Annotated in this window: 11 protein-coding genes; 4 read left to right on the forward strand and 7 right to left on the reverse strand. The window is 75.4% G+C overall.

The window, feature by feature from the left end; translation table 11 throughout:
- Nucleotides 1-12: 12 nt before the first annotated feature.
- Nucleotides 13-978, reverse strand: a complete 966-nt coding sequence (locus tag ACIBH3_RS24275) for a LysR family transcriptional regulator (protein WP_396314161.1) — start codon at nucleotides 976-978, stop codon at nucleotides 13-15.
- A gap of 122 nt (nucleotides 979-1,100) precedes the next feature.
- Between ACIBH3_RS24275 and ACIBH3_RS24280 the strand changes: the two genes are divergently transcribed.
- The 4 genes from ACIBH3_RS24280 (at nucleotide 1,101) to ACIBH3_RS24295 (ending at nucleotide 3,875) form a co-directional block, all read left to right on the forward strand.
- Nucleotides 1,101-2,057 (forward strand): zinc-binding dehydrogenase, encoded by a 957-nt coding sequence (locus tag ACIBH3_RS24280; RefSeq protein ID WP_396314162.1) that lies wholly within the window; start codon nucleotides 1,101-1,103, stop codon nucleotides 2,055-2,057.
- Nucleotides 2,058-2,129: 72 nt separating this feature from the next.
- Nucleotides 2,130-2,540 carry a nuclear transport factor 2 family protein gene (locus ACIBH3_RS24285; RefSeq protein ID WP_396314163.1) on the forward strand — a complete coding sequence of 137 codons (411 nt, stop codon included), beginning with the start codon at nucleotides 2,130-2,132 and terminating at the stop codon, nucleotides 2,538-2,540.
- 44 nt (nucleotides 2,541-2,584) lie between these two features.
- Nucleotides 2,585-3,238, forward strand: coding sequence for a maleylpyruvate isomerase N-terminal domain-containing protein (locus ACIBH3_RS24290; protein ID WP_396314164.1), 654 nt, complete (start codon nucleotides 2,585-2,587; stop codon nucleotides 3,236-3,238).
- A 169-nt stretch (nucleotides 3,239-3,407) separates the two neighbouring features.
- A complete protein-coding gene (locus tag ACIBH3_RS24295) occupies nucleotides 3,408-3,875 on the forward strand; it encodes a DUF3052 domain-containing protein (RefSeq protein ID WP_396314165.1) in 468 nt (155 codons plus the stop codon).
- A 64-nt stretch (nucleotides 3,876-3,939) separates the two neighbouring features.
- Here ACIBH3_RS24295 and ACIBH3_RS24300 read toward each other — a convergent pair whose 3' ends face one another.
- The 6 genes from ACIBH3_RS24300 to ACIBH3_RS24325 all read right to left on the reverse strand — a co-directional run bounded on the left by ACIBH3_RS24300 (nucleotide 3,940) and on the right by ACIBH3_RS24325 (nucleotide 24,397).
- Nucleotides 3,940-4,491, reverse strand: coding sequence for an NADPH-dependent FMN reductase (locus ACIBH3_RS24300; protein WP_396314166.1), 552 nt, complete (start codon nucleotides 4,489-4,491; stop codon nucleotides 3,940-3,942).
- Nucleotides 4,488-5,543 carry an LLM class flavin-dependent oxidoreductase gene (locus ACIBH3_RS24305; RefSeq protein ID WP_396314167.1) on the reverse strand — a complete coding sequence of 352 codons (1,056 nt, stop codon included), beginning with the start codon at nucleotides 5,541-5,543 and terminating at the stop codon, nucleotides 4,488-4,490. The genes ACIBH3_RS24300 and ACIBH3_RS24305 overlap by 4 nt, the downstream gene beginning before the upstream one ends.
- Nucleotides 5,544-5,578: 35 nt before the next feature.
- The gene (locus tag ACIBH3_RS24310; protein WP_396314168.1) at nucleotides 5,579-7,048 is read right to left on the reverse strand and encodes an MFS transporter; all 1,470 of its coding nucleotides are present in this window, start codon (nucleotides 7,046-7,048) and stop codon (nucleotides 5,579-5,581) included.
- Between the two features lie 159 nt (nucleotides 7,049-7,207).
- Nucleotides 7,208-7,429 carry an MbtH family protein gene (locus ACIBH3_RS24315; protein ID WP_396314169.1) on the reverse strand — a complete coding sequence of 74 codons (222 nt, stop codon included), beginning with the start codon at nucleotides 7,427-7,429 and terminating at the stop codon, nucleotides 7,208-7,210.
- Between the two features lie 70 nt (nucleotides 7,430-7,499).
- Complete coding sequence (locus ACIBH3_RS24320) at nucleotides 7,500-22,787, reverse strand: amino acid adenylation domain-containing protein (RefSeq protein WP_396314170.1); 15,288 nt, start codon at nucleotides 22,785-22,787, stop codon at nucleotides 7,500-7,502.
- Nucleotides 22,788-22,855: 68 nt separating this feature from the next.
- A complete protein-coding gene (locus ACIBH3_RS24325; protein ID WP_396314171.1) occupies nucleotides 22,856-24,397 on the reverse strand; it encodes a UbiD family decarboxylase domain-containing protein in 1,542 nt (513 codons plus the stop codon).
- Nucleotides 24,398-24,413 lie beyond the last annotated feature (16 nt).

Consider the following 24,413-nt stretch of genomic DNA (forward strand, 5'->3'; position numbering starts at 1 on the left):
CGGGTCGGCGGCTCACAGCGTCCGGGCGTCCGCCTGGTCGGCCTCGGGCAGCCAGTCGCGCTCGGGCCGGTACTCCAGCCAGCGCCGGCGCCGCCCGACCTCCGCGAAGGCCCGCAGCAGCGCCGCGACGCCCGGCCCGGGCGCCCGGCGCGGCCACACCAGCGACCAGGCGTACAGCGGGGTAGGCCCGATCAGCGGGACGGCCGTCAGCCCCGAGCCGGGCGGCAGTGGCACCTCGGCGGGGAACAGCGTGATCCCGCCGGGTGTCGTACGGACCCGCTCCAGCAGGTGCTCGAAGCCGAGGTTGGCCTCCCCCGGCAGCATCGGGATGCCGAAGTGCTCGGCGAACCGCCGGGCGAAGTCCAGGCGTTCGGCCGCGGCCGGCAGCACCAGGCGGCAGTCCGTCAGGTCGGCGGGCCGCAGGGCGGCCGACCCGGCCAGCGGGTGGCCGGCGGCGATCAGCGCGTCCACCGGCTCCAGCCGGACCAGGCGGTGGTCCAGCTCCACGTCCCGCTGCTCGCCCCAGTGGTGGAACCGGCCGAACCCCGCGTCGGCCTCCCCGCGCAGCAGCGCCCCGGCCACCGCCGGCAGGTCCCGGCCGACGCCCACCTCCGCGTGCACGGCGGCGGCCGGGGCGTCGAGCACCTCCCGTACGGTCCGCAGCGGGTGGAACAGGTGCCCCCACAGGTCCAGCCGCACCGGGCGCTCCACCTCCCGGACCGCCGCGACGGCCGCCGCGCCCGCGGTGAGCACGGCCCGGGCCGGACCGAGCAGCCGGGCCCCGGCGACGGTGAGTTCCACGCCGCCCTGGCCGCGCTCGAACAGCCGCGCGCCGAGTGCCTCCTCCAGCCGGGCGATCCGCTTGGACAGCGCCTGCTGGGTCACCCCGAGCTGCTCCGCGGCGCGGCGGAAGTGCAGCAGCTCGACGGTCGCCACGAAGGCGCGTACCTGGGCGAGATCAAGATCCACGACTGCCATCCTGGCCCACAACCGGTGGTTGTCAAAGGCCCCGTCCGGTTGTTGGACCGGCCCGGTGGCCCGCGGGTTGACTGATCACACGCCGGGGGGACCGGCCGGGTCGATCACCGAGGAGCAGGGCGATGAAGGCATTCGTGGCGACGGGGAAGGCGACGGGGAGCGCGACCGGGAAGGCGACGGGGAAGGCGTCCGGGCTGGTCCGCCGCGCCGAGGTGGGCGAGCCGGCGCAGTGCGCGGACGAGGTACTGGTGAAGGTCGACGCGTACTCCGTGAACCGGGGCGAGATCTTCCGGCTGGAGGGGTCGGCGGCGGGCGAGCGGCCGGGCAAGGACGTGTCCGGGCTGGTGGTGCAGGCCGCACCCGACGGCTCGGGGCCGGCCGTGGGCCGGCGGGTGGTCGGACACCCCGCGTCCGGTGGCTGGGCCGAGTACGCGGCCGTGCCGACCGGCGCGCTGGCCTGCCTGCCTGAGTCGGTGTCGGCGGAGCAGGCGGCCGCGCTACCGCTGGCCGGGCTGACGGCCCTGCGCCTGCTGCGCGCGGTGGGCGCGCCGGCCGGCCGGCGGATCCTGCTGACCGGGGCGTCCGGCGGCGTCGGGCACTACTTCACCGAACTCGCCGCCGCCGCGGGCGCCCTGGTCACGGCGGTGAGCTCCGCGCCGGAGCGGGGTACGGTGCTCGGCGCGCTGGGCGCCGAGGCCGTCGTCGAGCGGATCGAGCAGGCGCGGGGCACCTTCGACCTGGTGCTGGAGTCCACCGGCGGGCGAAACCTCCCGCTCGCGCTCTCCCGGCTGGCGCCGCGTGGGGAACTGGTCTGGTTCGGCCAGGCCAGCCGCGAGCGCGTCGAACTGGACTTCTTCGACTTCTTCGCCGGCCCGGTCGGCGCCCGCGTCCGCCACTTCAGCTACGCCGACGTGGACGGCCCGGACGCGCCCGATCTGCGGACGCTGGTCCGCCTGGTGGCGCAGGGCCGGCTGCACCCCGAGATCGGCCTGACGGCCGACTGGAGCCGGACCGCCGAGACGCTGGACGACCTTTACGAGCGCCGCATCCGCGGCAACGCCGTCCTGACGGTGTCGTGAACCCCTCTTCCTGAACCCCTCTTCTCTGCGAACCCCTCTTCCGCAAACCCCCCTTCGAACGGAGTGGTACCGATGACCGCAACCGACCCCCGCACCGTGGTGGAGCGCTACGTCACGGCCGTCGCCGAGGGCGACCTCGACACGATCACGGCCAGCTTCCACCCCGACGCCACCTGGACCTACCCCGGCGACCTCCCGCTCAGCGGCGTCTGGCGCGGACGCGACGCCATCGTCAACGGCTTCCTGGGCGGCGCCGGCGCCCTGTTCGCCCCGGGCGGCGCACCGGTGGTGACGCTCACCGGCCTCCTGGCGGACGGCGACCAGGTGGTGGCCGAGTGGACGGCCAAGGGCGTCGCGGCGAACGGCGCCGTGTACGACAACCAGTGCCTGGGCATCTACACCGTCCGGGACGGCCTGATCACCGCGGTGCGCGAGTACGCCGACACCCTGCACGCCCAGCGGACGCTGTTCGCCGAACGCTGACCGGCCGTCAGCGGCGGCCGGGGGTCGGCGGTACGGTCGGGTGCATGGCTCCCGAAGACGTACCACCGCCCCCGCCGCCCGTCACCGCGGACGATGTCGACCGCGCCGTCCGGCTCGCCGTCGCCGTCCTGCGCCAGGCGCCGCAGGACGCCTGGAGCGCGAAGGCCGGCTCGCTGACCTGGGACTGCTGGGAGACCGCCGAGCACCTGGCCGACGACCTCTTCGCCTACGCCGTCCAACTCGGCCCCCGGCAGCCGCCGCTGGAGGGCGAGGTGCCGTTCCTCTGGGAGAGCCGCCGGCCCGGCGGCCCGGCCAACGCCGTGCACGCGGACCGGTCGGCGGGGCCCGCCGGGCTGCTCCAGGTGCTGGAGGCGAGCGGCGCGCTGCTGGTCGCCATGGTCCGTACGACGCCCCCGCAGACCCGGGCCTATCACGGCTACGGTGTGTCGGACCCGGAGGGCTTCGCCGCGATGGGGGTCGTGGAGACCCTGGTGCACACCCATGATCTGGCCGAGGGGCTCGGGCTCGACTGGACGCCCCCGGCGGACCTCTGCGCCCGGGTGCTCACCCGGCTGTTCCCGCAGGCCCCGCAGGACACCGCCTCCTGGCCGACGCTGCTCTGGGCCACCGGCCGCGGCGAGCTCCCCGGCCACGCCCGGCCGACCAGGTGGCGCTGGTACGGCGCACCCCGGTCGTAGATCGCCCAACACCCGCACTTGTCTGATCATCCCATCGGCACAACCGGTTGGACTCGCCCACTGCGGGCGAGTCGACCGGTGTTCGGCCGGGGAATCGGTGTTCGGGCGCTAGCCTGCGGTGTCAGGCAGCAGATCAGGCACGTCGGACAAGTCGGACAAGGAGGCTGCGATGACGGCGACCGATGACCAGACCGAGGGCGGGACGGAGGGCCAGTCGGAGGGCCAGCCGGACGGCCGGACCAACCGGGCCGCCAGGCTGGGCTTCCAGCCCGGCCAGGTGATCCAGGAGATCGGCTACGACGACGACAGCGACCACGCCCTGCGCGAGGAGATCGAGGAGATCACCGGCCTGGACATGGTCGACGAGGAGTACGACGACGTCGCCGACGCCGTGCTGCTCTGGCACCGGGACGGGGACGGCGACCTGACGGACGCCCTGGTGGACGCCATCGGCCTGATCGAGGACGGCGGGGTGATCTGGCTGCTCACCCCCAAGCCCGGACGGGACGGCTATGTCGAGACCGGCGACGTCAGCGAGGCCGCGCAGACGGCTGGGCTGTCCACGACCAAGACCCTCAGCACCGGCGGCGCCTGGTCCGGCGCCCGCCTGGTGACGCCGAGGACCGCCCGCCGGTAGCGGCGGAGCCCGGCGCGGCGACGGCGCCGGGCCCGGTGACCGCGGGCGGCGCGGGCCACCCGCTTCAGCGCGCGGCCGGCGCGACGGTGGTGGCGAACCGCAGGAGTTCGGCCACCGCCCTGTCGATCCGGCGGATCAGCGCCTCGCGCGCCCCGGCCTCGGCCAGATCCGCCCGCTGGGCGAGGAGTTGGGTCGGCACCGCCCACCCGCCCAGCGCCCGGACCACCGAGCGCAGGTGGTCGCATGCGCCGGCCGCGTTGTGCAGGCCGGCGGCGGTGGCCGCGATCAGCACCGGCCGGTCGCTGAGCGCGTCGTCCGGCAGGTGGTCGAGGGTGTTCTTGAGCGCGCCGGAGAGGCTGCCGTGCTGCACCGGCGTGGCCAGGACGACCGCGTCCGCCGCCGCGAACTCCTTGAGCAGCCGGCCGACCCCTGGATCCTGCCGGAGCCGGCCGTCGGCGTACCGGGCGGGGTCGAGCACGGGCAGGTTCAGCAGCGAGCGGTCCAGTTGACCGGACGTCAGGGCGCCGTCCAGCTCGGCCCGTTCACCGATCAGGGTGGTCAGGACGCGGCAGCTGGACGTCTCGGCGATGGTCCCGGTGACCAGCAGCAGGTTCACGATCCCGCCCCTCGGGCCGCCCAGGCGTTCTTCAGCCGGTCGAGCTGGTCCAGGGCGGCGAGCACCTCGTCCGGGTCCACCCCGAAGTCGATCAGGCAGGCCACCTCGTCGATGCCCACCGCCTCCAGCCGCTCCAGGGTCTTCAGCCCGTCCTCCACGGTGCCGAAGAGTCCGCCGTTGTCGAAGTACCGGTCGAAGGAGCGCTCGACCAGGAACTCCAGGTCGTCCTCGTCCAGTTCGTTCGGGTCGACGCCGGGCAGGATGTCACCGGCCGCCTTCATGATCAGGCCGATCGAGCTGCGGATGTAGTCGGTGAACGGGCGGCGGACCTTCTCGCGGACGGCGTCCCGGTCGGCGCCCAGGAAGGTGTGCAGCATCAGCGCCACCTGACCCGCCGCGCCGGACGCACCCGCGGGCAGGCTCCCCCGGTACAGGGCGATCTTCTTGGCCAGGTCGTCCAGGTCCTGGCCGAGCAGGTGGGTGAGCACGCCGAGGCCCAGCTCGCCGGCCTGGCGGAAGGTCTCCGGGCTGCCGGCACTGGTCAGCCAGACCGGCAGCTCCGGCTGGACGGGGGCCGGGTAGGTGCGCACCGACACCGCGGTGCCGTCACCGTCCGGCAGCTCCACGCTCTCCTGCCGCCACAGCCGCCGGACGGTCTCGATGGTCTCGGTCAGCACCTCCTTGCGCCGGGCGTAGTTCTCCGGGCGCAGCACGAAGTCGTTGGCGTGCCAGCCGGAGGCGAAGGAGAGGCCGACCCTGCCCTCGGACAGGTTGTCGACCACCGACCACTCCTCGGCGATCCGCACCGGGTGGTGCAGCGGGCCGACCACGCTGCCGGCCCGGATCGCGACCCGCTCGGTGGTGGTGGCCAGCGCGGCGCCGGTCACCGCGGGGTTCGGGTACTGGCCGCCGAACTCGTGGAAGTGCCGCTCCGGCGTCCAGACGGCGCTGAAGCCGTGGGTGTCGGCGAAGCGGGCCCCCTCCAGCAGCAGCCGGTACTGGTCGCGGCCCCGGCCCTGGCCGTCCGCGAAGTAGAAGAGACTGAAGTGCACTGTGGTACCCCCCTGTTGAGCGAGTCGATCGAAGGTCAGGACTTGGCGGGGCCGGCCGCGGCGAGCTCGGCCGGTCCGGCGGACGCCTCGGCGGCCGGCCGGCTGCGCACCAGCAGGGTGGCCAGCGCGGCGGCTGCCATCACCGAGACGGGAAGCAGGAAGGTGCCCCGGATCGCGTCCGTGGTGGCGCCGTGGGCCAGGCGGGCCTGGAGCAGGGCGCCCACCGCGGCGCTGCCGAGCAGGCTGCCGCAGAGCCTGGTGGTGTTGAACAGGCCGGAGGCGGCGCCGGACATCTCCGGTTCGATCTTCTCGAAGGCCACCACGCCCGCCGGGGCGAAGGCGACCCCCATGCCGAGACCGACCACGGCCAGCCCCGGCAGCAGCACGTACCAGCCGGCGTCGGCGCGGATCAGCGCCGCCAGCAGCCCCAGGCCCGTACCGAACAGCGTGAGCCCGGCGACCATCACGTACTTGCCGCCGAAGCGGTCGCACAGCCGGCCGGAGTACGGCGCCACGAAGATCGAGACCAGCGGTGCGGCGGCGATCAGCAGGCCGGCCCGGAAGGCGCTGAAGCCGTGCACCTGCTGGAGGTAGAGCGGGGTCAGCAGGAGCATCCCGCCCAGGCCGCACGGGAGGGCGCCGACCACCACGGCCATCACGGTGAAGTTGCGGTTGCGCAGGATCGGGAACGGCACCAGCGGGTCCCGGCCCTGGCGGCCGCGCTCGACCAGGAGGAAGACGCCGAGGACGGCTCCACCGAGCGCGATCAGCAGCGGGACGCTCAGCGGGCCCCAGAGTGTGCCCCAGTGGTGCGACTCACCCTCGATCAGCCCGTACACCACGCAGAACATGGCGATGCTGAGCAGTACCGACCCGAGCACGTCGATCCGGTGCTTGCGGGAGGCCTCCAGCGGGGGCACGAAGGTCAGCACCAGGACCGAACCGATCAGTCCGATCGGGATGTTGATGTAGAAGATGCCGCGCCAGCCTAGCCAGGAGATCAGGAACCCGCCCAGGGTCGGCCCCGCGGCGGCGACGATACCCGCGAAGGAGCCCCAGACGCCCATCGCCGAGCCGCGCCGCTCGGCGGGGAAGATCCGGGTGATGATCGCCATCGCCTGCGGGGTCTGCAACGCGCCGCCGACGCCCTGGAAGACCCGGGCGGCGATCGCCTGTCCGGGCGTCTGGGCGAAGCCGCAGAGCGCCGAGGAGGCCACGAAGACCGCCAGGCCCACCAGGAAGATCCGCCGCGGGCCGAAGAGGTCGCCGAGCCGCCCGCCGGTGACCAGCAGGACGGCGTAGGAGAGCAGGTAGGCGTTGATCATCCAGAGCACCTGGTCGACGCCTGCGTGCAGGCCCTCCCCGAGCGAGGGCACGGCCACGTTCACCGCCGTGGTGTCCAGCAGGACGACCGCCTGGGTGAAGCAGATCGCGAACATCGCGGCCCAGGGGCTCTGCAGCCTGGCGCGCAGGCCGGCCGGCGCGGCGGCGGGGGCCGCGCTCATGTGCCCACCCGGCCCTGGACGGCTCGTCGGCTTCGCTCGGTCATGACGGGGTTCCTTCCGTAGGTGCCGGCCGGCGGTGGTGGGCGGTGGCCACCACCCGGCCGGACCGGCACGGGTGCGGACGGACCGGCCTCGCGGGCCGGCCCGTCCCAGGGGTGGTCAGTCGCTCTCGGCGTGCGCCGCCGCGACCAGGCTGCGCGGGCGCAGGTCCGTCCAGTTGGCCTCGATGTACTCCAGCGCCGCCGCCCGGGGGCCGGGGCCGAAGGCGGTGTCCCAGCCGGCCGGGACGTCCACCGAGAGCGGCCAGAGCGAGTGCTGGCCCTCGTCGTTGACCAGGACGAGGTAGTCGGCGTCGGCGTTCTCGAAGGGGTTGGTGCTCATGGTCTTCCTTACCTCTCGGGAGCGGGTGCCGGGCCGGTCCGTGACGGGCCGACCCGGCCGGGATGCGGGGTCAGTTCGCCGTGGTCCGGCGGAGCTCGGCGGCGAGCCGCGCGCCGATCTCGGCGATCGGCCGGGGGCGGGTCATCTCACCGTGGACGCAGTCCACCGGGTGGTCGCCGATCTCGGCGACGTGGGCCGCCCAGTGGGCGGCGGTCGGGTCGGCGGCCGTCTTGTCCGCCGTGGCGGTGAAGAACAGCAGCCTCCCGTCGAACCGGCGCGGCGTGAACTCCCCGGCCAGTTCGAGGTGCTGGGCGAACCCGCGGGCCATCGCCCGCAGGAGCTCCGTGCTCGCCCCCGCGATCGGGCTGTCCTGCGCCTTGAGCAGCCCCAGGGCGCTCTCTGGCGTGAGCGCCTCAACGGCGTCAGCTTGCACCGGATGGCCGAGCGAGTCAAGGAGTGCCGCCAGCGCCTGCTGATCACCCGTCAGCGCCGGCCGGGCGCCCTGCCGCGGGTAGCTGTCCAGCAGGGCCAGCAGGGCCACCTGCTCGCCCTGTTCACGCAGCCGGACGGCGATCTCGTGCGCGACCGTGCCACCGAAGGACCAGCCCAGCAGGTGGTACGGGCCCTCGGGCTGGACCTCGCGGATCCGGGCCAGGTAGTCCCCGGCCATCTCGCCCAGCGACTGCGGGGCGCCGTCCGGCTCGCTCAGGGCGCGGGCCTGGAGCCCGTACAGCGGGCGGTCCGGCTCCAGTTCGCGCAGCAGCCCGGAGTACACCCAGGCGATGCCGGCCGCCGGATGGACACAGAACAGCGGCGCCGGGCCGCCGGCCGCCGGCCGGGCGCGCAGCGGGAGCAGTACGGCGTAGTCGTCCTGCCGGGGCCCGCCGGCGGTGGCGAGTTCGGCCAGCCGGGCCACCGTGGGCGCCTCGAACAGCGCCCGCAGGCCCAGTTCCACGCCGGTGGCGGCCCGGAGCCGGCCGAGCAGCCTGGCCGCCAGCAGTGAGTGGCCGCCGAGCTCGAAGAAGTTGTCGTCGATCCCGACCGTTTCCAGGCCGAGGGCCTCGGCGAAGGCGGCGCACAGCTCCTTCTCCAGTGCGGTGCGCGGCTCCCGCCCGGCCGGCAGCGGCGTGGCCTGCGGGGCGGGCAGGGCGCGGCGGTCGAGCTTGCCGTTGGGTGTGAGCGGCAGCCGGTCGAGCGCGACGACGGCGGACGGCACCATGTACTCGGGCAGGGCCCGCTCCAGCGCGGCCCGCAGCGCGGCGGTGTCCGGCGGGCCGTCGGCGCCGACCACGTAGGCCACCAGGCGCTGGTCGCCGGGCTGGTCCTCGCGGACCACCACGGCGCTCGACCGGACCTGGTGGTGGTCGGTCAGGGCGGTCTCGATCTCGCCGAGCTCGATCCGGAAGCCGCGCAGCTTCACCTGGTCGTCGGCCCGGCCGAGGTAGACCAGGTTGCCGTCGGCGCGCCAGGTCGCCAGGTCGCCGGTGCGGTACATCCGGGCGCCGGCCGGGCCGTGCGGGTCGGCGACGAAGCGCTCGGCCGTCAGCCCCGGGCGGCCGAGGTAGCCGCGGGCCAGGCTGGCTCCGGCGATGTAGAACTCGCCGGGCACGCCGGGCGGGGTGGGCCGCAGGTGCGCGTCCAGCACGTAGGCCCGGGTGCCCGCGAACGGGCGGCCGATCGGCACCGGCCCGTCGGGCAGCTCCGTGCCCGGCGGGATGCGGTACTCGGTGCAGTTGACCGTCGCCTCGGTCGGCCCGTACACGTTGACCAGGCCCACGTCCGGGTGCCGGCGCCGCCACTCGGCGACCGCACCGGCGGTCAGCGCCTCTCCGCCGAGCAGCAGCTCGCCGGAGGGCGAGAACTCGGGCGGCAGGGCGGTGAGCAGCGGCAGGTGGCTCGGGGTGGCCTTGAGGAAGGTCACCGGGTGCTCGGCGAGGGCGTCCCTGGTGGGCCGGTCCTCGTCCAGGGCCGCCAGGTGGACGCAGCCGCCCACCACCAGCGGGGTCCAGAGCGCGGTGACGGTCAGGTCGAAGGAGACCGGTGAGTGCACCAGGGCGACGCCGCGGGCGCTCGGGTAGTCGGCGGCCGTCCAGCCGAGGTAGTCGGCGACCGAGCGGTGCTCGACCACGACGCCCTTGGGCCGGCCGGTGGAGCCGGAGGTGTAGATGACGTACGCCGGGTGACCGGGGGTGAGCCGGGCGAGCCGGTCCGCGTCGGCCAGGTCGGTGTCGGGCTCCCCGGCGAGCAGCGCGGTGACCTCGGGCCGGTCCAGCTCCCAGACCTCGGGCCCGTCGACGGCCGGCAGGGCGGCGCCGGCGTCCAGGGTGGTCAGCAGGAGGGTCGGCGCGGCGTCCGCGAGGGTGTACGCGATCCGCTCGGCCGGGTGCGCCGGGTCGATCGGCAGGTACGCGGCGCCGGACTTGAGCACCGCCAGCAGCGCCACCACCTGGTCCACCGAGCGCGGCAGGGCGAGGGCGACCAGCCGCTCGGGGCCGGCGCCGCGCTGGACCAGCAGCCTGGCCAGCCGGTTGGCCCGGGCGTTGAGCTCGGCGTAGCTGAGCTCCCGGCCGTCCGCGCGCAGCGCCGGCCGGTCGGGGGTGCGCTCCACCTGGGCCTGGAACAGCTCGGGCACCGGCAGGAGGGGCGACGGGGCGACGGCGGGCCGGTCGGCGCCGCTCCACTCGGTCAGCAGGCGCTCGCGCTCGGCGGGTTCGAGGATCTCCAGCGAGCCGATCGGCCGGTCGGGCTCCGCGGCGGCCCGGGTCAGCAGCCGCAGCAGGCGCCGTACCAGCTGCTCGACGGTGCCGCGGTCGTACAGGTCGGTGTTGAACCTGAGGGTGGCGTCCAGGCCGGCCGGGTGGCCCGCCTCGTCCAGGCGCTCGCTGAAGTGCGCCGTCAGGTCGAACTTGGCGGCCGCCTGCCGGGTCTCGTACGGCGAGGTCCGCAGGCCCGGCAGGTCGAGGCCGGGCTCGGCGTCGGTGTGTACCGTCAGCAGCACCTGGAACAGCGGGTGCCGGGCCAGCGAGCGGGCCGGGTTGAGCGCCTCGACCAGCTGCTCGAACGGCAGGTCCTGGTGGGCGTACGCGGCCAGGTCCGCCTCCCTGACCCGCTCCAGGAGCGCGCGGAAGGTGGGGTCGCCGGCGGTGTCGGTACGCAGGACCAGGGTGTTGATGAAGAAGCCGACCAGCTCCTCCAGCGCCTCGTCGGTGCGCCCGGCCACGGGTGTGCCCAGCGGGATGTCCGGGCCCGCCCCCAGTGCGGTGAACAGGGCCGCCAGGCCGGCCTGGAGGACCATGAAGAGGCTGGCCCGCTGCTGCCTGGCCAGGTCGGTCAGGGCGGCGTGCAACGCGGCTTCGACCCGGAAGTCCAGGCCCTCGCCGCGGTGGCCGGCGACGGCCGGCCGGGGCCGGTCGGTGGGCAGCGCGATCAGGTCCGGCAGACCGTCCAGCGCCCGGCGCCAGTACGTGAGTTGCTCGGCGAGCACGCTGCCCGGCCGGTCGGCGGCGCCCAGGACCCGCTGCTGCCAGAGGGTGTAGTCGGCGTACTGCACGGGCAGCGGCGCGAAGGCGGGCGCGCGGCCCCGCGTCCTGGCCGCGTAGGCGGTGGCGAGGTCGCGGGTCAGCGGGGCCATCGACCAGCCGTCGGTGGCGATGTGGTGCATGGTGAGCAGCAGTACGTGATCCTGCTCGCCGAGGATGAACAGGGTGGCCCGCAGCGGGAGTTCGGCGGCCAGGTCGAAGCCGTGCGCGGCGGCCGCGGCGGCCGCGGCGGCGAGTCCGGCCTCGGTGGTGTGCAGCAGTTCCAGCGCGGGCCGCGCCTCGGCCGGTGCGAGCACGTGCTGGCGCGCCGTGCCGTCGTGGTCGGGGAAGACGGTGCGCAGGCTCTCGTGCCGCTCGGTGAGGTCGGCCAGCGCGGCGTGCAGCGCGTGCTGGTCGAGCGGGCCGTGCAGGCGGAAGGAGAGCGGGATGTTGTAGGTGGCGTTGGGGCCCTCCATCCGGTTGAGGAACCAGAGGCGGCGCTGGGCGTGGGAGAGCGGCACGGCGGCGGGGCGCTCGGCGGCGGTCAGCGCGGGGCGGGCCGCGCCGGCCGCGCCGAGGCGCTCGGCGAGCCGGGCCACGGTCGGGGCCTCGAACAGGGCGCGGATGCCGAGCTCGACGCCGATCGCGGTGCGGATCCGGCCGACCAGCCGGGTGGCGAGCAGCGAGTGGCCGCCGAGGTCGAAGAAGCTGTCGTCGATGCCGATCCGCTCCAGGCCGAGGACGTCGGCGAAGAGACGGCAGAGCACCTCCTCCTGCGGGTCGCGCGGGCCGCGCGAGGAGACCACGAGGTCGAGGTCGGGTTCGGGCAGCGCCTTGCGGTCGAGCTTGCCGCTGGGGGTCAGCGGCAGCGCGTCCAGCACGACGACGACGGTGGGGACCATGTAGTCGGGCAGGAGGGCGCCGAGGAAGGCCCTGAGCTCTGCGGGGTCCGGGCCGCGGTCCGACGCGTCGGCCGGGACGGCGTAGCCGACCAGCCGGTTGACGCCGCCCGCGCCCTCGCGCACCACCACCGCGCAGGCCCCCACGCCGGGGTGCTTGGCGAGCGCCGTCTCGACCTCGCCGAGCTCGATCCGGAACCCGCGTACCTTGACCTGGTGGTCGACCCGGCCGAGGAACTCCAGGTTGCCGTCGGCGCGACGGCGGACCAGGTCGCCGGTGCGGTACATCCGGCTGCCGGGCGGGCCGTACGGGTCGGCGACGAAGCGCTCGCCGGTCAGGGCCGGGCGCTGCCAGTACCCGCGGGCCAAGCCGGCGCCGGCGATGTAGAGCTCGCCGGGGACACCGACGGGGGCGGGCTGCAACCCCGCGTCCAGGACGTGGGTGCGGGTGTTCCAGACCGGCCGGCCGATCGGCGGGGCCTGCGGCGCGGGCGAGAGCGGGTCGCTCATGGTCGCGACCACGGTGGCCTCGGTGGGGCCGTACACCTGCATCACCCGCCGGCCGGGTGACCAGCGCTCGACCAGGTCGGCGGGCAGTGCCTCGCCGCCGACCACGAAGCCGCGCAGCGTGGGCAGGTCGCCGTCCGGCAGCGAGGCCAGCATCGGCGCCACCAGGTCGGTGTGGGTGACCCGGTGCCGGACGATCAGGTCGTACAGTTCCCGGCCGACGGCCTGCTGGTCGGGGCCGGGGAGGACCAGCGCGGCGCCCGAGGCGAGGGTCATCGCGATGTCGGCCATCGAGACGTCGAAGCTGATCGAGACGACCAGCAGGAACCGGCTGGTGCCGTCCAGGCCGAGCCGCTCGATGTGGGTCCCCGCGACCGAGGCGATGCCGGCGTGCGAGACCACCACGCCCTTGGGGCGCCCGGTGGAACCGGAGGTGTAGATGACGTAGCCGGGGTGGGCGAGGGTCAGCGGGGCCGTGCGGTCGGCGTCGGCCGGGTCGGTGACGGGCAGGCCGTCGAGGTCGCCGGTGGCGTCGAGCAGGACGAGCGGGCGTTCGTCGCCCGCCAGGCGGCCGGCCAGGGCGGTGGTGGTGAGCACCAGCGCGGGTGCGCCGTCCGCCAGCATGTAGGCGATCCGGTCGGCGGGGTAGCCGGGGTCGATCGGCAGGTACGCGGCGCCGGCCTTGACCACCGCGAGCAGCCCGACGACCATGTCGACCGAGCGCGGCACGGCGAGCGCGACGAACTGCTCGGGGCCCACGCCCAGCGCGATCAGGTGGTGGGCGAGCCGGTTGGCGCGCTCGTTCAGCTCGCGGTAGGAGACGACGGTGTCGCCGAAGACGACGGCATCGGCGTCCGGGGTGCGCGCGGCCTGGGCCTCGAACAGCGCGGGCAGGGTCGCCGCGGGCACCTCGTGGGCGGTGTCGTTCCAGTCCTCCAGCAGCTGGGCGCGTTCCCGGCCCGGCAGGAGGTCGAGCTTGGCGAGCGGCAGCCCCGGGTCCTGGAGGGCGCTCTCCAGCAGCCTCAGGAGGTACCCGGCGAAGCGCTCGACCGTGCCGTGGTCGAACAGGTCGCGGCTGTACTCGATCACGCCCTCGATGCCGCCGGGCCCGCCGTCGGCGCCACGGCGCTCGACCAGGTCCAGGGCGAGGTCGACCTTGGCCAGGCCGAGCGGGACGACCGAGGTGGTGGCGGTCAGGCCCGGCAGGTCGAGGTCGGCGTCCAGGCTCTCCTGGAAGGCCAGCATCACCTGGAACAGCGGGTGGCGCGAGAGCGAGCGGGCCGGGTTGACCAGCTCGACCAGCCGCTCGAACGGCAGGTCGGGGTGGGCGTACGCGGCCAGGTCGTACTCCCGCACCCGGCCCAGGAGTTCGGCGAAGCTGGGGTCGCCGGAGGTGTCGGTGCGCATCACCAGGGTGTTGACGAAGAAGCCGACCAGCTGGTCCAGGCCCTCGTCGGTGCGGGCGGCGATCGGGCTGCCGATCGGGATGTCGCTGCCCGCGCCGAGGCGGCTGAGCAGGGCGGCCAGCGCCGCCTGCAGGGCCATGTAGACGGTCGCGCCGCTCTCCCGGGCCACCGCCTGGAGCCGCCGGTGCAGTCCGGCGGGGATCGCCAGCGGCACGGCGGCGCCGAGGTAGCCGGCGACGGCGGGGCGGGGGCGGTCGGTGGGCAGGTCGAGCTGGTCCGGGAGGCCGGCCAGGGTGGTGCGCCAGAACTCCAGCTGCTGGGCGAGCTGGCTGCCCCGGTCCGTCTCGGCGCCGAGCACCTCGCGCTGCCAGAGCGTGTAGTCGCCGTAGCGGACGGGGAGTTCGGACCACTGCGGCGCGGCCCCGGCGCTGCGGGCGGCGTAGGCCCGCGAGAGGTCGCGGGTGAGCGGTCCGGTGGAGGGGCCGTCGGCGGCGATGTGGTGCAGCACCAGCAGCAGCACGTGATCGTCCTCGGACAGTTCGAACAGGTGGGCCCGCAGCGGGAGTTCCTCGGCCAGGTCGAAGCCGGCCGAGGAGGCCAGGCGCAGCGCGGCGTCCAGTCCGGCCCGCTCGACGCGCTGCTCGTGCAGCACCGGGCGGGCCCGCTCGCCGTCCAGGACCAGCTGGTACGGCTCGCCGTCCAGCTCCGCGAACACCGTCCGCAGGGCGTCCTGACGTTCCGTCAGATCGGCGAGCGCCTCGGCGAGGGCCGAGCGGTCCAGCCGGCCGCGCAGCTCGATAGCGAGCGGGATGTTGTAGAGCGCCGAACCGCCCTCGAAGCGGTTCAGGAACCAGAGCCGGCTCTGCTGGTAGGACAGCGGCAGACGTTCGGGCCGCTCGGCGCCCTCGTGGCGGCGCAGCGCCGGGCGGGCTCCGCCGGCGCCCGCCAGCCGTTCGGCGAGCGCGGCGACGGTCGGGGCCTCGAACAGCTGGCGGATCTTCAACTCGGCGTTGAAGACCGACCGGATGCGGCTGAGCAGCCGGATCGCGAGCAGCGAGTGCCCGCCCAGCTCGAAGAAGCTCTCCTCCACCGGGACGGTGGGCAGGCCGAGGATCTCGGCGAAGAGCTCGGCCAGCAGCTCCTCCTGGACGGTGCGCGCGGGCCGGCCCTGGCGGGCGCCCGGCTCCTCCTCGTACGCGGGAGCGGGCAGCGCCTTGCGGTCCAGCTTGCCGTTGGGGGTCAGCGGCATCCGGTCCAGGACGACGAGGGCCCCGGGCACCATGTAGTCGGGCAGCCGCTCGGCCAGCGCGCGGCGCACGGCCGCGGGTTCGGCGTCGCCCACCAGGTAGCCGACCAGGCGCCTGTCGCCCGGGCGGTCCTCGCGGACCAGCACGGCGGCCTGGGTGACACCGGGGCGGGCTGCGAGCACGGCCTCGATCTCACCGAGCTCGATCCGGAACCCGCGCAGCTTGACCTGGTGGTCGACCCGGCCGAGGTACTCCAGCGTGCCGTCCGCGCCCCAGCGGGCGAGGTCCCCCGTACGGTACATCCGGGCGCCGGCCGGGCCGTACGGGTCGGCGACGAAGCGCTCGGCCGTCAGCCCCGGGCGGCCCAGGTAGCCGCGGGCCAGGCCGTCGCCGGCGATGTAGAGCTCGCCGGCCACGCCGGGGGCGACCAGCGCGAGGCCGCCGTCCAGGATCCGGATCCGGGTGTTGTGCATCGGCCGGCCGATGCCCGGTGCGCCGGGGCGGCCGTCCAGAACGGCGGTGGTCGACCAGATGGTGGTCTCGGTCGGGCCGTACATGTTGGTGGCCCGCGCGGAGAGCTCGTGCAGCCGGGCGGCCAGCGCGGGCGGCAGGGCCTCCCCGCCGACCAGCGTGCGCAGCCCCGCCAGTGCCTGCGGGTGGGTGGCGATCAGCGCCTGCCACAGCGAGGGGGTGGCCTGGACGACGGTGGTGCCGGTGGCTGCGATCAGGGCGGCCAGGGCGGCCGGGTCCTGGACGGTCTCCTTGGCCGCGACAACCAGGCCGGCCCCGCTGAGCAGCGGCAGGTACATCTCCAGGCCCGCGATGTCGAAGGCGATGGTGGTGACGCTCAGCAGCCGGTCGGCGCCGGTCATCGGGAACTGCTCGCACATCGCGGCGAGGAAGTTGCCGAGGGCGGAGCGCGGCACCACGACGCCCTTGGGCCGGCCGGTGGATCCCGAGGTGTAGATGACGTACGCGGGCGTGGCCGGCGACACCTTGACGCCGGGGGCGACCGCCGGCTGCGCCGCCAGGCGGTCCTCCTCCAGCAGCAGCCGGGGCACCGCACCGGCGGTGGGCAGGTCGGCGGTGGTGATCACCAGGGCCGGGGCGGCGTCCTGGAGCATGTAGTCGATCCGCTCGACCGGGTAGTCCGGGTCCAGCGGCAGGTAGCCGGCGCCGGTCTTGAGCACCGCCAGCAGGGCGACCACCAGGTCCGCGGTGCGCGGCAGGGCGACGGCGACGAAGTCCTCGGGCCGGACGCCCTCGGCGATCAGCAGGTGGGCGAGCCGGTTGGCCCGCTCGTCGAGGTCGCGGTAGCTGAGCTCGCCGGCCTCGGACAGCACCGCGACCGCCTGCGGCGAGGCCGCGGCGCGGGCCTCGAAGAGCTCGGTCACGCAGTGCTGCGGCAGCGGCCTGGCGGTGTCGTTCCAGCCGTGCAGCAGCAGCTCGTACTCGGCCTCGGAGAGCAGGGCGGCCCGGCCGATCCGCTGCTCGGGATCGGCGACGAACGCCTCCAGGAGCCGGCGCAGCCGCTCCAGCAGGAGCTGGACGGTGCCGCGGTCGTAGAGGTCGGTGCTGTACTCGGCGGCGATGGCGATGCCGCCGCCGGGGCGCTCCTCGCAGTACAGCGAGAGGTCGAACTTGGCGACGTCCAGGGCCACCTGGAGCGGGCGCGCGGTGAGGGCGGGCAGCTCGGTGCCGGCGGCCGGGGTGTTCTGCAGGGCCAGGAAGATCTGGAACAGCGGGTGCCGGGCCAGCGAGCGGTCCGGGTTGAGCACCTCGACCAGCCGCTCGAACGGCACGTCCTGGTGGCCGTAGGCGGCCAGGTCGGTGTCCCGGACGCGGCGCAGCAGCTCGGTGAACGCCGGGTCGCCGGAGGTGTCGGTGCGCAGCACCAGGTTGTTGATGAAGAAGCCGACCAGGTCGTCCAGCGCCTCGTCGGTGCGGCCGGCGACCGGGCTGCCGATCGGGATGTCGGTGCCGGCGCCGAGGCGGGTCAGCAGGGTGGCCAGTGCGGCCTGGAGCACCATGAACAGGGTGCCCTGCTGGGCCCTGGCGAGCTCCAGCAGGCCCCGGTGCAGCCCGGCGTCGAGCTCGAAGGCGAGCGTCTCACCGCGGTAGCTCGCCCGGGCCGGGCGCGGCCGGTCGGTGGGCAGCTCCAGCTGGTCGGGCAGCCCGGCCAGGGCCTGCTGCCAGAAGGCCAGCTGCTGGGCGATCGGACTGTCCGCGGCGTGCTCGTCGCCGAGGACGTCACGCTGCCAGAGCGTGAAGTCGGCGTACTGGACCGGCAGTTCCTCCCACTGCGGGGCCTGCCCGGCGGTCCGGGCGGTGTACGCCCTGGTGAGGTCGCGTTGCAGCGGCGCCAGCGACCAGCCGTCGGCGGCGATGTGGTGCAGCACCAGCAGCAGCACGTGCTCCGGCTCGGACTCGTCCCCGGGCTGCGCCTGCGCGGGCCGCTCCGCGGTGGACTGCGGCGCGGCGAGCGCGAACAGGTGGGCGCGCAGCGGCGGTTCGGTGGCGAGGTCGAAGGGCCGGGAGGCCGCCTCGGTGAGCGCGGCCGCGAGCCGCTCTGCCGGCACGGAGGCGAGTTCGGGCTCCGGCGCGGCGCCGGCGAGCACCAGCTGGTACGGCCGGTCGGCCTCGGTCGGGAAGACCGTCCGCAGTACCTCGTGCCGCTCGGCCAGGTCCGCCAGCGCCGCCCGCAGCGCGGGTACGTCCAGCGGGCCGGTCAGGTGCAGAGCCAGCGGGATGTGGTGGGTGGCCGGGTTCTCCTCCATCCGGCCGAGGAACCAGAGCCGCTGCTGCCCGTGCGACAGCGGCGTGCGCTCCGGGCGGGGCAGCGGGCCCAGTGCGGCGCGGGCGGCCGCGGCACCGTCCAGGCGCAGCGCGAGCGCCTCGGGGGTGGGCGCGTCGAACAGGGCACGTACACCGAGTTCGGCGCCGAAGGCGGAGCGGATCCGGCTGACCAGGCGGGTCGCCAGCAGTGAGTGGCCGCCCAGCTCGAAGAAGTTGTCCCGGACGCCGGCTCGCTCGATGCCGAGGACCTCGGCGAACAGCGCGCAGAGCAGCTCCTCGCGGGCGTCCCGGGCGGCCCGTCCGCCACCGCCGGCGCCCGAGGCGGGAGCGGGCAGCGCCTTGCGGTCGAGCTTGCCGTTGGCGTTGAGCGGGAAGGCCTCCAGTACGACGACGGCGGAGGGCACCAGATACTCGGGCAGCCGCTCGGCGAGCGCCCGCCGCACGGCCGCCGGTTCGGCGTCGCCGATCACGTAGCCGACCAGGCGCCTGTCCCCCGGGCGGTCCTCGCGCACCACCGCCACGGCCTGCGCCACGCCGTCGACGGCGGCCAACTCGGCCTCGATCTCGCCCAGTTCGACGCGGAAGCCGCGCACCTTGACCTGGTGGTCGACCCGGCCGAGGTAGTCGATCACGCCGCCGGAGCCCCAGCGGGCGAGGTCCCCGGTACGGTACATCCGGCTGCCGGGCGGGCCGTACGGGTCGGCGACGAAGCGCTCGGCGGTCAGGCCCGCGCGGCCCAGGTAGCCCCGGGCCAGGCCCGATCCGGCGATGTACAGCTCGCCGGCGACCCCGGCCGGGACGGGGCGCAGTGCGGCGTCCAGGACGTACGCCCGGGTGCGGCGCAGCGGCCGGCCGATCGGCGGGGCGCTGTGGACGGGCCCCGCGGCGGACCAGGCCGTGGCGTACACGGTGGTCTCGGTGGGGCCGTAGATGTTGGCCAGCAGGTCGGCGCCCAGGGCCTGCTGGATCTCGGTGGCGGCCTGCCCGGAGAGCCCCTCGCCGGCCAGCACCACGGTGGCGGCGGTGGCCCTGAGGTCGCCCTGGGCGACCAGCTGGGCGAGCGCCGAGGGCACGCCGCTGATCAGCGAGGCCGGCGCGCCGTCCCGGTCGGCGAGCGCCAGCAGGTCCCGCAGCAGCTCGACCGTGCCGCCGCAGAGCAGCGGGCCGAACAGCTCGAAGACGGAGACGTCGAAGTTGAGCGAGGTGGTGCAGAGCACGTGCGCGAGGCGTTCCTCGCCGAACTCGCGGTGCGCCCAGGCCGCCAGGTTGGCGACCGCCGCGTGCGGCACCACGACGCCCTTGGGCCGGCCGGTGGAGCCGGAGGTGTAGATGGCGTACGCGGGGTGCTGCGGCAGCAGCGCGACCTCCGGGTCGCCGTCGGGCCGGCCGGCAGCGAGCGCCGGGTCGTCGAGCAGCAGCCGCGGGACGTCCGGCAGGGACACCTCGGCGGTGGTCAGCGTCAGGGCGGGCGCCGCGTCCTGGAGCAGGTAGGCGATCCGCTCGGCCGGGTAGCCCGGGTCCACCGGCAGGTAGCCGGCGCCGGCCTTGAGGACGGCCAGCAGCGCGACCAGGGCGCGGGCGTCCCTGGGCAGTGCGAGGGCGACGAACTGCTCGGGCCGCACACCGCGGGCGATCAGCTCGTGGGCCAGCCGGTTCGCCCGGGCGTTCAGCTCGGCGTAGGTCAGCCGCTCCTCGCCGGCGATCAGCGCGATGCGCTCCGGGGTCCGGGCGGCCTGCTCCTGGAAGAGGTCCGGGAGGGTGCGCTCCACCGCGGGCGCGTCGGTGTCGTTCCAGCCGACCAGCAGCTGTTCGCGCTCGGCGGCGGAGAGCAGGTCGACCCGGCCGGCCTGCTGGTCCAGGTCCTCGGCCAGCGCGGTGAGCAGCCGCAGGACCCGCTCGCCGAGCCGCTCGGCCTGCGCGCGGGTGAAGCGGTCCGCGTGGTAGCTCAGCCGCAGCCGCAGCCGCTCACCGGGGTGGGCGAGCAGCGCCAGCGGGTAGTGGACGGCGTAGCGGCTGTCGGCGCCGGCCAGGTCGGCCGGGAAGCTCTCGAACACCGTGAGGGTGTCGAAGAGTTCGCCGTGGCCGGCCGCGCGCTGGATGTCGGCGAGGCCGGTGTACTGGTGCGCGGCCATCACGGCCTGCTGCTCCTGGACGCGGCCCAGCAGGCCGGCCAGCGACTCGGACTCGGCGACCTCGACGCGCACCGGCACGGTGTTGATGAACAGGCCGACCATGGTCTCGATGCCGGGCAGCTCGGGCGGCCGGCCCGAGACGGTGGCGCCGAAGACCACGTCGGTGCGGCCGGTCAGCCGGGCGAGCAGCAGGGCCCAGACGGACTGCACGGCGGTGTTGAGGGTCAGCCCGCGTCCGCGCAGGGCGGCGTCCAGGCGGGCGGTGAGCGGCTGCGGCAGCTCCACCCAGTGGTCCTCGGGCAGCCGGTCGGCGGGGCCGGCCGGCCCGGCCGGGGCGAGCAGGGTGGGCTCCTCCAGGCCGTCGAGCAGCTGCTGCCAGGCGCCGAGCGAGGCCTGCCGGTCGCGGCCGGCGAGCAGTGCCAGGTGGTCCCGGTAGGGGGTGACCGGGCGCGGCGCGGCGCCGGCGAGCAGGGCGCGCAGCTCCGCCAGGATCAGCGGCAGCGACCAGCCGTCCAGCAGGATGTGATGGAAGGTCAGCGCGGCCCGGCGGCCGAGCGGCCCCAGGTCGGCGACGGTGACCCGCAGCAGTGGCGGGGCCGCCAGGTCGAACCGGCGCAGCCGCTGCGCGTCGAAGTGCTCGGCGGCCCTACGGGGCGCGTTCGGGCCCACGTACCGCACGACGGTGAACTCGGGCTCGGCGGCCGCCGGGACGAACTGGACGGGCTGCTCCCGGCCGTCCTGGGTGAAGCCGGACCGCAGGTTGGGGTGGCGCTCCAGCAGCGTGGCGACGGCCGCGCGCAGCTCCTCGGGTTCGGCCGCGAGGTCCAGGACCAGCTGGACGGAGTAGACGTCCAGGGCGTCCCGGTTCAGCTCGGCGTGGAACAGCAGGCCCTGCTGGAGCGCGGTCAGCGGCCAGTACTCGACGGCGTCGCCGTGCGCGGCGTCCGGGGTGGCCGGCCGGAGGTCGGGCAGCGCGGCGAGGGTGGGCGCGGCGGTGCCCGACTCGGCGGCCACCAGGGCGAGTGCGGCGACGGTCCGGTGGGTGAAGACGTCGTGCTGGGTGAGGGCGAGGCCGGCCCGGCGGGCCCGGCTGACCAGCTGGATGGAGCGGATGCTGTCGCCGCCCAGGTCGAAGAAGCTGTCGTGGACGCCGAGTTCGGGCAGGTCGAGCAGCTCGGCCACCAGGTCGTGCAGCACCCGCTCGCGCTCGGTGCGCGGTGCGGTCCGCTCGCCCCGCGGGGCGAGGTCGGGGGCTGGCAGCGCCTTGCGGTCCAGCTTGCCGTTGGGGGTCAACGGGAAGGCGTCGAGCACCACGAAGGCGCCGGGGACCATGTACTCGGGCAGCGTCGCGGCGGCGGCCGCCCGGAGGGCGTGCGGGTCCGGCTCGGCGCCGGGGGCGGGCACCAGGTAGGCCACCAGCTGCTTGCTGCCGGGCCGGTCCTCGCGGGCCAGTACGGCCGACTGCGCGACGGCCGGCTGGGCGTCCAGGGCGGCCTCGATCTCGCCGAGCTCGATCCGCAGGCCGCGGATCTTCACCTGGTGGTCGGCGCGCCCGGCGTACTCCAGCACGCCGTCCGCCCGCCACCTCGCGAGGTCCCCGGTGCGGTACATCCGGGTGCCGGGCGGGCCGTACGGGTCGGCGACGAAGCGCTCGGCGGTCAGCCCCGGGCGGCCCAGGTAGCCGCGTGCCAGCTGCACGCCGGAGAGGTAGAGCTCGCCCTCCTCGCCGACGGCCACCGGCCGCAATCCGGCGTCCAGGACGTGCGTGCGGGTGTTCCAGACGGGCCGGCCGATCGGGACGGAGCGGGCGCCGGGCTCGGGAACGCACTGCCAGTACGTGACGTCCACCGAGGCCTCGGTGGGGCCGTAGAGGTTGTGCAGCGGCACGTCCGGCAGCAACTCGCGGAACCTGCCGGCGAGTTCGATCGGGAGCGCCTCACCGCTGCAGATCACCCGGCGCAACCCGGTGCAGCCGGCCGCGGCGGGCTCGTCGACGAAGGCCTGGAGCATCGAGGGGACGAAGTGCGCGGTGGTGATCCGCTCGGCCCGGATCAGCTCGGCCAGGTATGCCGGGTCGCGGTGCCCCTCGGGGCGGGCCACCACCAGGGTGGCGCCGGTGATCAGCGGCCAGAAGAACTCCCAGACCGACACGTCGAAGCCGGACGGCGTCTTCTGGAGCACCCGGTCCGTGCCGGTCAGGCCGTACTCGGCCTGCATCCAGTGCAGGCGGTTGACGATGCCGGCGTGCGGGACGACCACGCCCTTGGGGCGGCCGGTGGAGCCGGAGGTGTAGATCACGTAGGCCGCGTCGGCGGCGGCGGGCCCGGGCAGCGGCTCCGGCTCCCGCCGGAGCCCGGCCGGGCGCTCGGGCAGCTGGTCGAGCACCAGCACCGGGATCGTCTCCCGGGCCGGCCGGCCGACCGCGCTGTGGGTCAGCAGCAGGGCGGGCGCGGCGTCCCCGAGCAGGTAGTCGATCCGGTCGGCAGGGTAGTCCGGGTCCACCGGCAGGTACGCGGCGCCCGTCCTGAGCACGGCGAGCAGCGCGACGACCAGCTCCAACGAGCGCGGTACGGTCAGTGCCACGATCCGGCCGGGCCCGACCTCGCGCTCCGCCAGCAGGGCCGCCAGGTCCGCCGCGCGGGCGTCGAGTTCGGCGTAGCTGAGGGTGGTGGCCCCGAAGACCAGCGCGGGGTGCTCCGGGGTGCGGGCGGCCTGGGCGGCGATCAGGGCCGGCAGGGTCGCCTCCGGGCCGGGCAGCTCCCGCGCGGTGTCGTTCCAGTGGGCCGGAACGCTCCGGCGCCGAGCCTCGTCCCCGCTCGTCGTCGGCTCGTGGCCGGTGCCGTACCCAGTCATGGTGTCCCCTCGAAATGGCTCGGTGCTCGCAGAAGGTCCGGTGCGCGGCGGGAGCGCGGGCGCAGCCGTCAGGTGGTGCCCGGGCCGAAGCTGCGGGCGGTGCGCGCGCGCAGCGCGAACGGTGTGGTGGCGTCGATGGCCGTGCGGCCGGGAATCCCGCCGCGGTGGCCGCGGGCCAGGGCCCACTCGGGCGTCTGGGACGGGTCCATCGGCACCGGCGGCAGCCGCGTCCACTCGGTCGTGTCGGCGGCGAGGTTGGAGCGGGTGGTGAGCGCCCAGAGGAGGTCCTCGGCGCAGCGGATCGCGACGTCCTCGTCGGTGAGGACGACGGTCTTGACGAACGGGTGCCGGGTCAGGATGTCCTCGGCCAGGGCGTTCAACTGCCGGTCCGCCTCCGGGCGTTCCTTGCGCACCGCCACCGCGAGCAGCAGCATGCCGCCGCCGGCCGGGGAGAGGTGCAGGTCCTGAACGGCGAGGGCGGGCGTCTGCGGCAGCGACAGGGCGACCGAGAGCGCCCCGGCGGCGCCGAGCAGGTGGGACTGCTCCCGGCCGGGGCCGATGACGGCCTGGTAGAGCGGATCGCGCCGGGTGGTGACGGCGGTGACGGTGAGCACCGGCAGCCCGGCCCTGGCCCGGCCGTCGTAGCCGAGGAACTCCGGTAGGGAGAGCCCGGGTTCGGCCCCGCCCAACGCCTCGTCGGCGAGCGTGCCGTCCAGGTGGCCCTCCAGCACGATCTCGGCCTCGGCCAGGCCGCTGGCGGGCTGGGTCCGCCCGGCCGCCAGGGTCAGCGGCCGGCCGGCCAGCGCACCGGCGAGGGCGAGCTTGGAGAGCCCGGCGGGCAGGAACCTGCTGTTGACGGCCGAGGCCACCAGCGCGGCCGGCGGCACCCCGATGCTCACCGTGACGGCCAGCCGGCCGCCGCGCTCCAGCGCCCGCTCGTACAGCAGGCCGAGCTGGCGGCCGGGCACGATCCAGACGGCCAGCCGGTCGCGGTCCAGGACCAGCATCCGGTGGGCGGAGAGACTGCTCTCGCCGGTGACCGGGTCCTGCGCGTGGATCAGGGCCGCCGTCAGGTACGGCCCGGCGTCGCGCGGGGTGGTGGTGAGCACCGGCAGGCGGCGCAGATCCACCTCGGCGCCCTCGGCGGTGAGCTGCTGGACGGGCGCCCCGGTGACCTGGACCGGCGCCCTGGCCGCGCGCACCAGCGCGGCCACCGCGGCCGGGGTGAGGGCCCAGGGCAGTCCGGGCAGCCAGTCGTACAGCCGCTCGTCGTCGCCGTACAGGCCGAGCAGGACGGGCGTACGGTGGCCGGCCACGCCGGTGTACAGGACGGCAGGTTCGGGCCGGGCCACACCGACCGCGGGTACGCCCGCGTAGCGCTCGGCGAAGTCGCCGGCGACCGCCTCGGGTGCGAGGGGGTCGGGGCGGGTGAGCACCGCGCCGGGGGTGGTCTCGCGCAGCCGCGCCAGCGCGGCGCGCAGCGACAGCGCGGGGTGCGCGCCCGCGCTCACGCCCGTACCCGTCGGGACGGGCTCCTGCCGCGCCCCCCGTACGGTGTCCGCACCGGTGGCCTGCCCCGCACCCCGCGCCGTCTCCGCCCCTGCGGACATCCGCTTCTCCTTCGCG

Source organism: Kitasatospora sp. NPDC050543, from assembly GCF_044457565.1.
In the GTDB taxonomy this organism is placed as follows: domain Bacteria; phylum Actinomycetota; class Actinomycetes; order Streptomycetales; family Streptomycetaceae; genus Kitasatospora.

Bases quoted from the DNA above. Each gene is read 5' to 3' on its own strand.
- ACIBH3_RS24275 (WP_396314161.1), bottom strand. From the start codon at position 978: ATGGCAGTCGTGGATCTTGATCTCGCCCAGGTACGCGCCTTCGTGGCG.
- ACIBH3_RS24280 (WP_396314162.1), top strand. From the start codon at position 1,101: ATGAAGGCATTCGTGGCGACGGGGAAGGCGACGGGGAGCGCGACCGGG.
- ACIBH3_RS24285 (WP_396314163.1), top strand. From the start codon at position 2,130: ATGACCGCAACCGACCCCCGCACCGTGGTGGAGCGCTACGTCACGGCC.
- ACIBH3_RS24290 (WP_396314164.1), top strand. From the start codon at position 2,585: ATGGCTCCCGAAGACGTACCACCGCCCCCGCCGCCCGTCACCGCGGAC.
- ACIBH3_RS24295 (WP_396314165.1), top strand. From the start codon at position 3,408: ATGACGGCGACCGATGACCAGACCGAGGGCGGGACGGAGGGCCAGTCG.
- ACIBH3_RS24310 (WP_396314168.1), bottom strand. From the start codon at position 7,048: ATGAGCGCGGCCCCCGCCGCCGCGCCGGCCGGCCTGCGCGCCAGGCTG.
- ACIBH3_RS24315 (WP_396314169.1), bottom strand. From the start codon at position 7,429: ATGAGCACCAACCCCTTCGAGAACGCCGACGCCGACTACCTCGTCCTG.
- ACIBH3_RS24320 (WP_396314170.1), bottom strand. From the start codon at position 22,787: ATGACTGGGTACGGCACCGGCCACGAGCCGACGACGAGCGGGGACGAG.
- ACIBH3_RS24325 (WP_396314171.1), bottom strand. From the start codon at position 24,397: ATGTCCGCAGGGGCGGAGACGGCGCGGGGTGCGGGGCAGGCCACCGGT.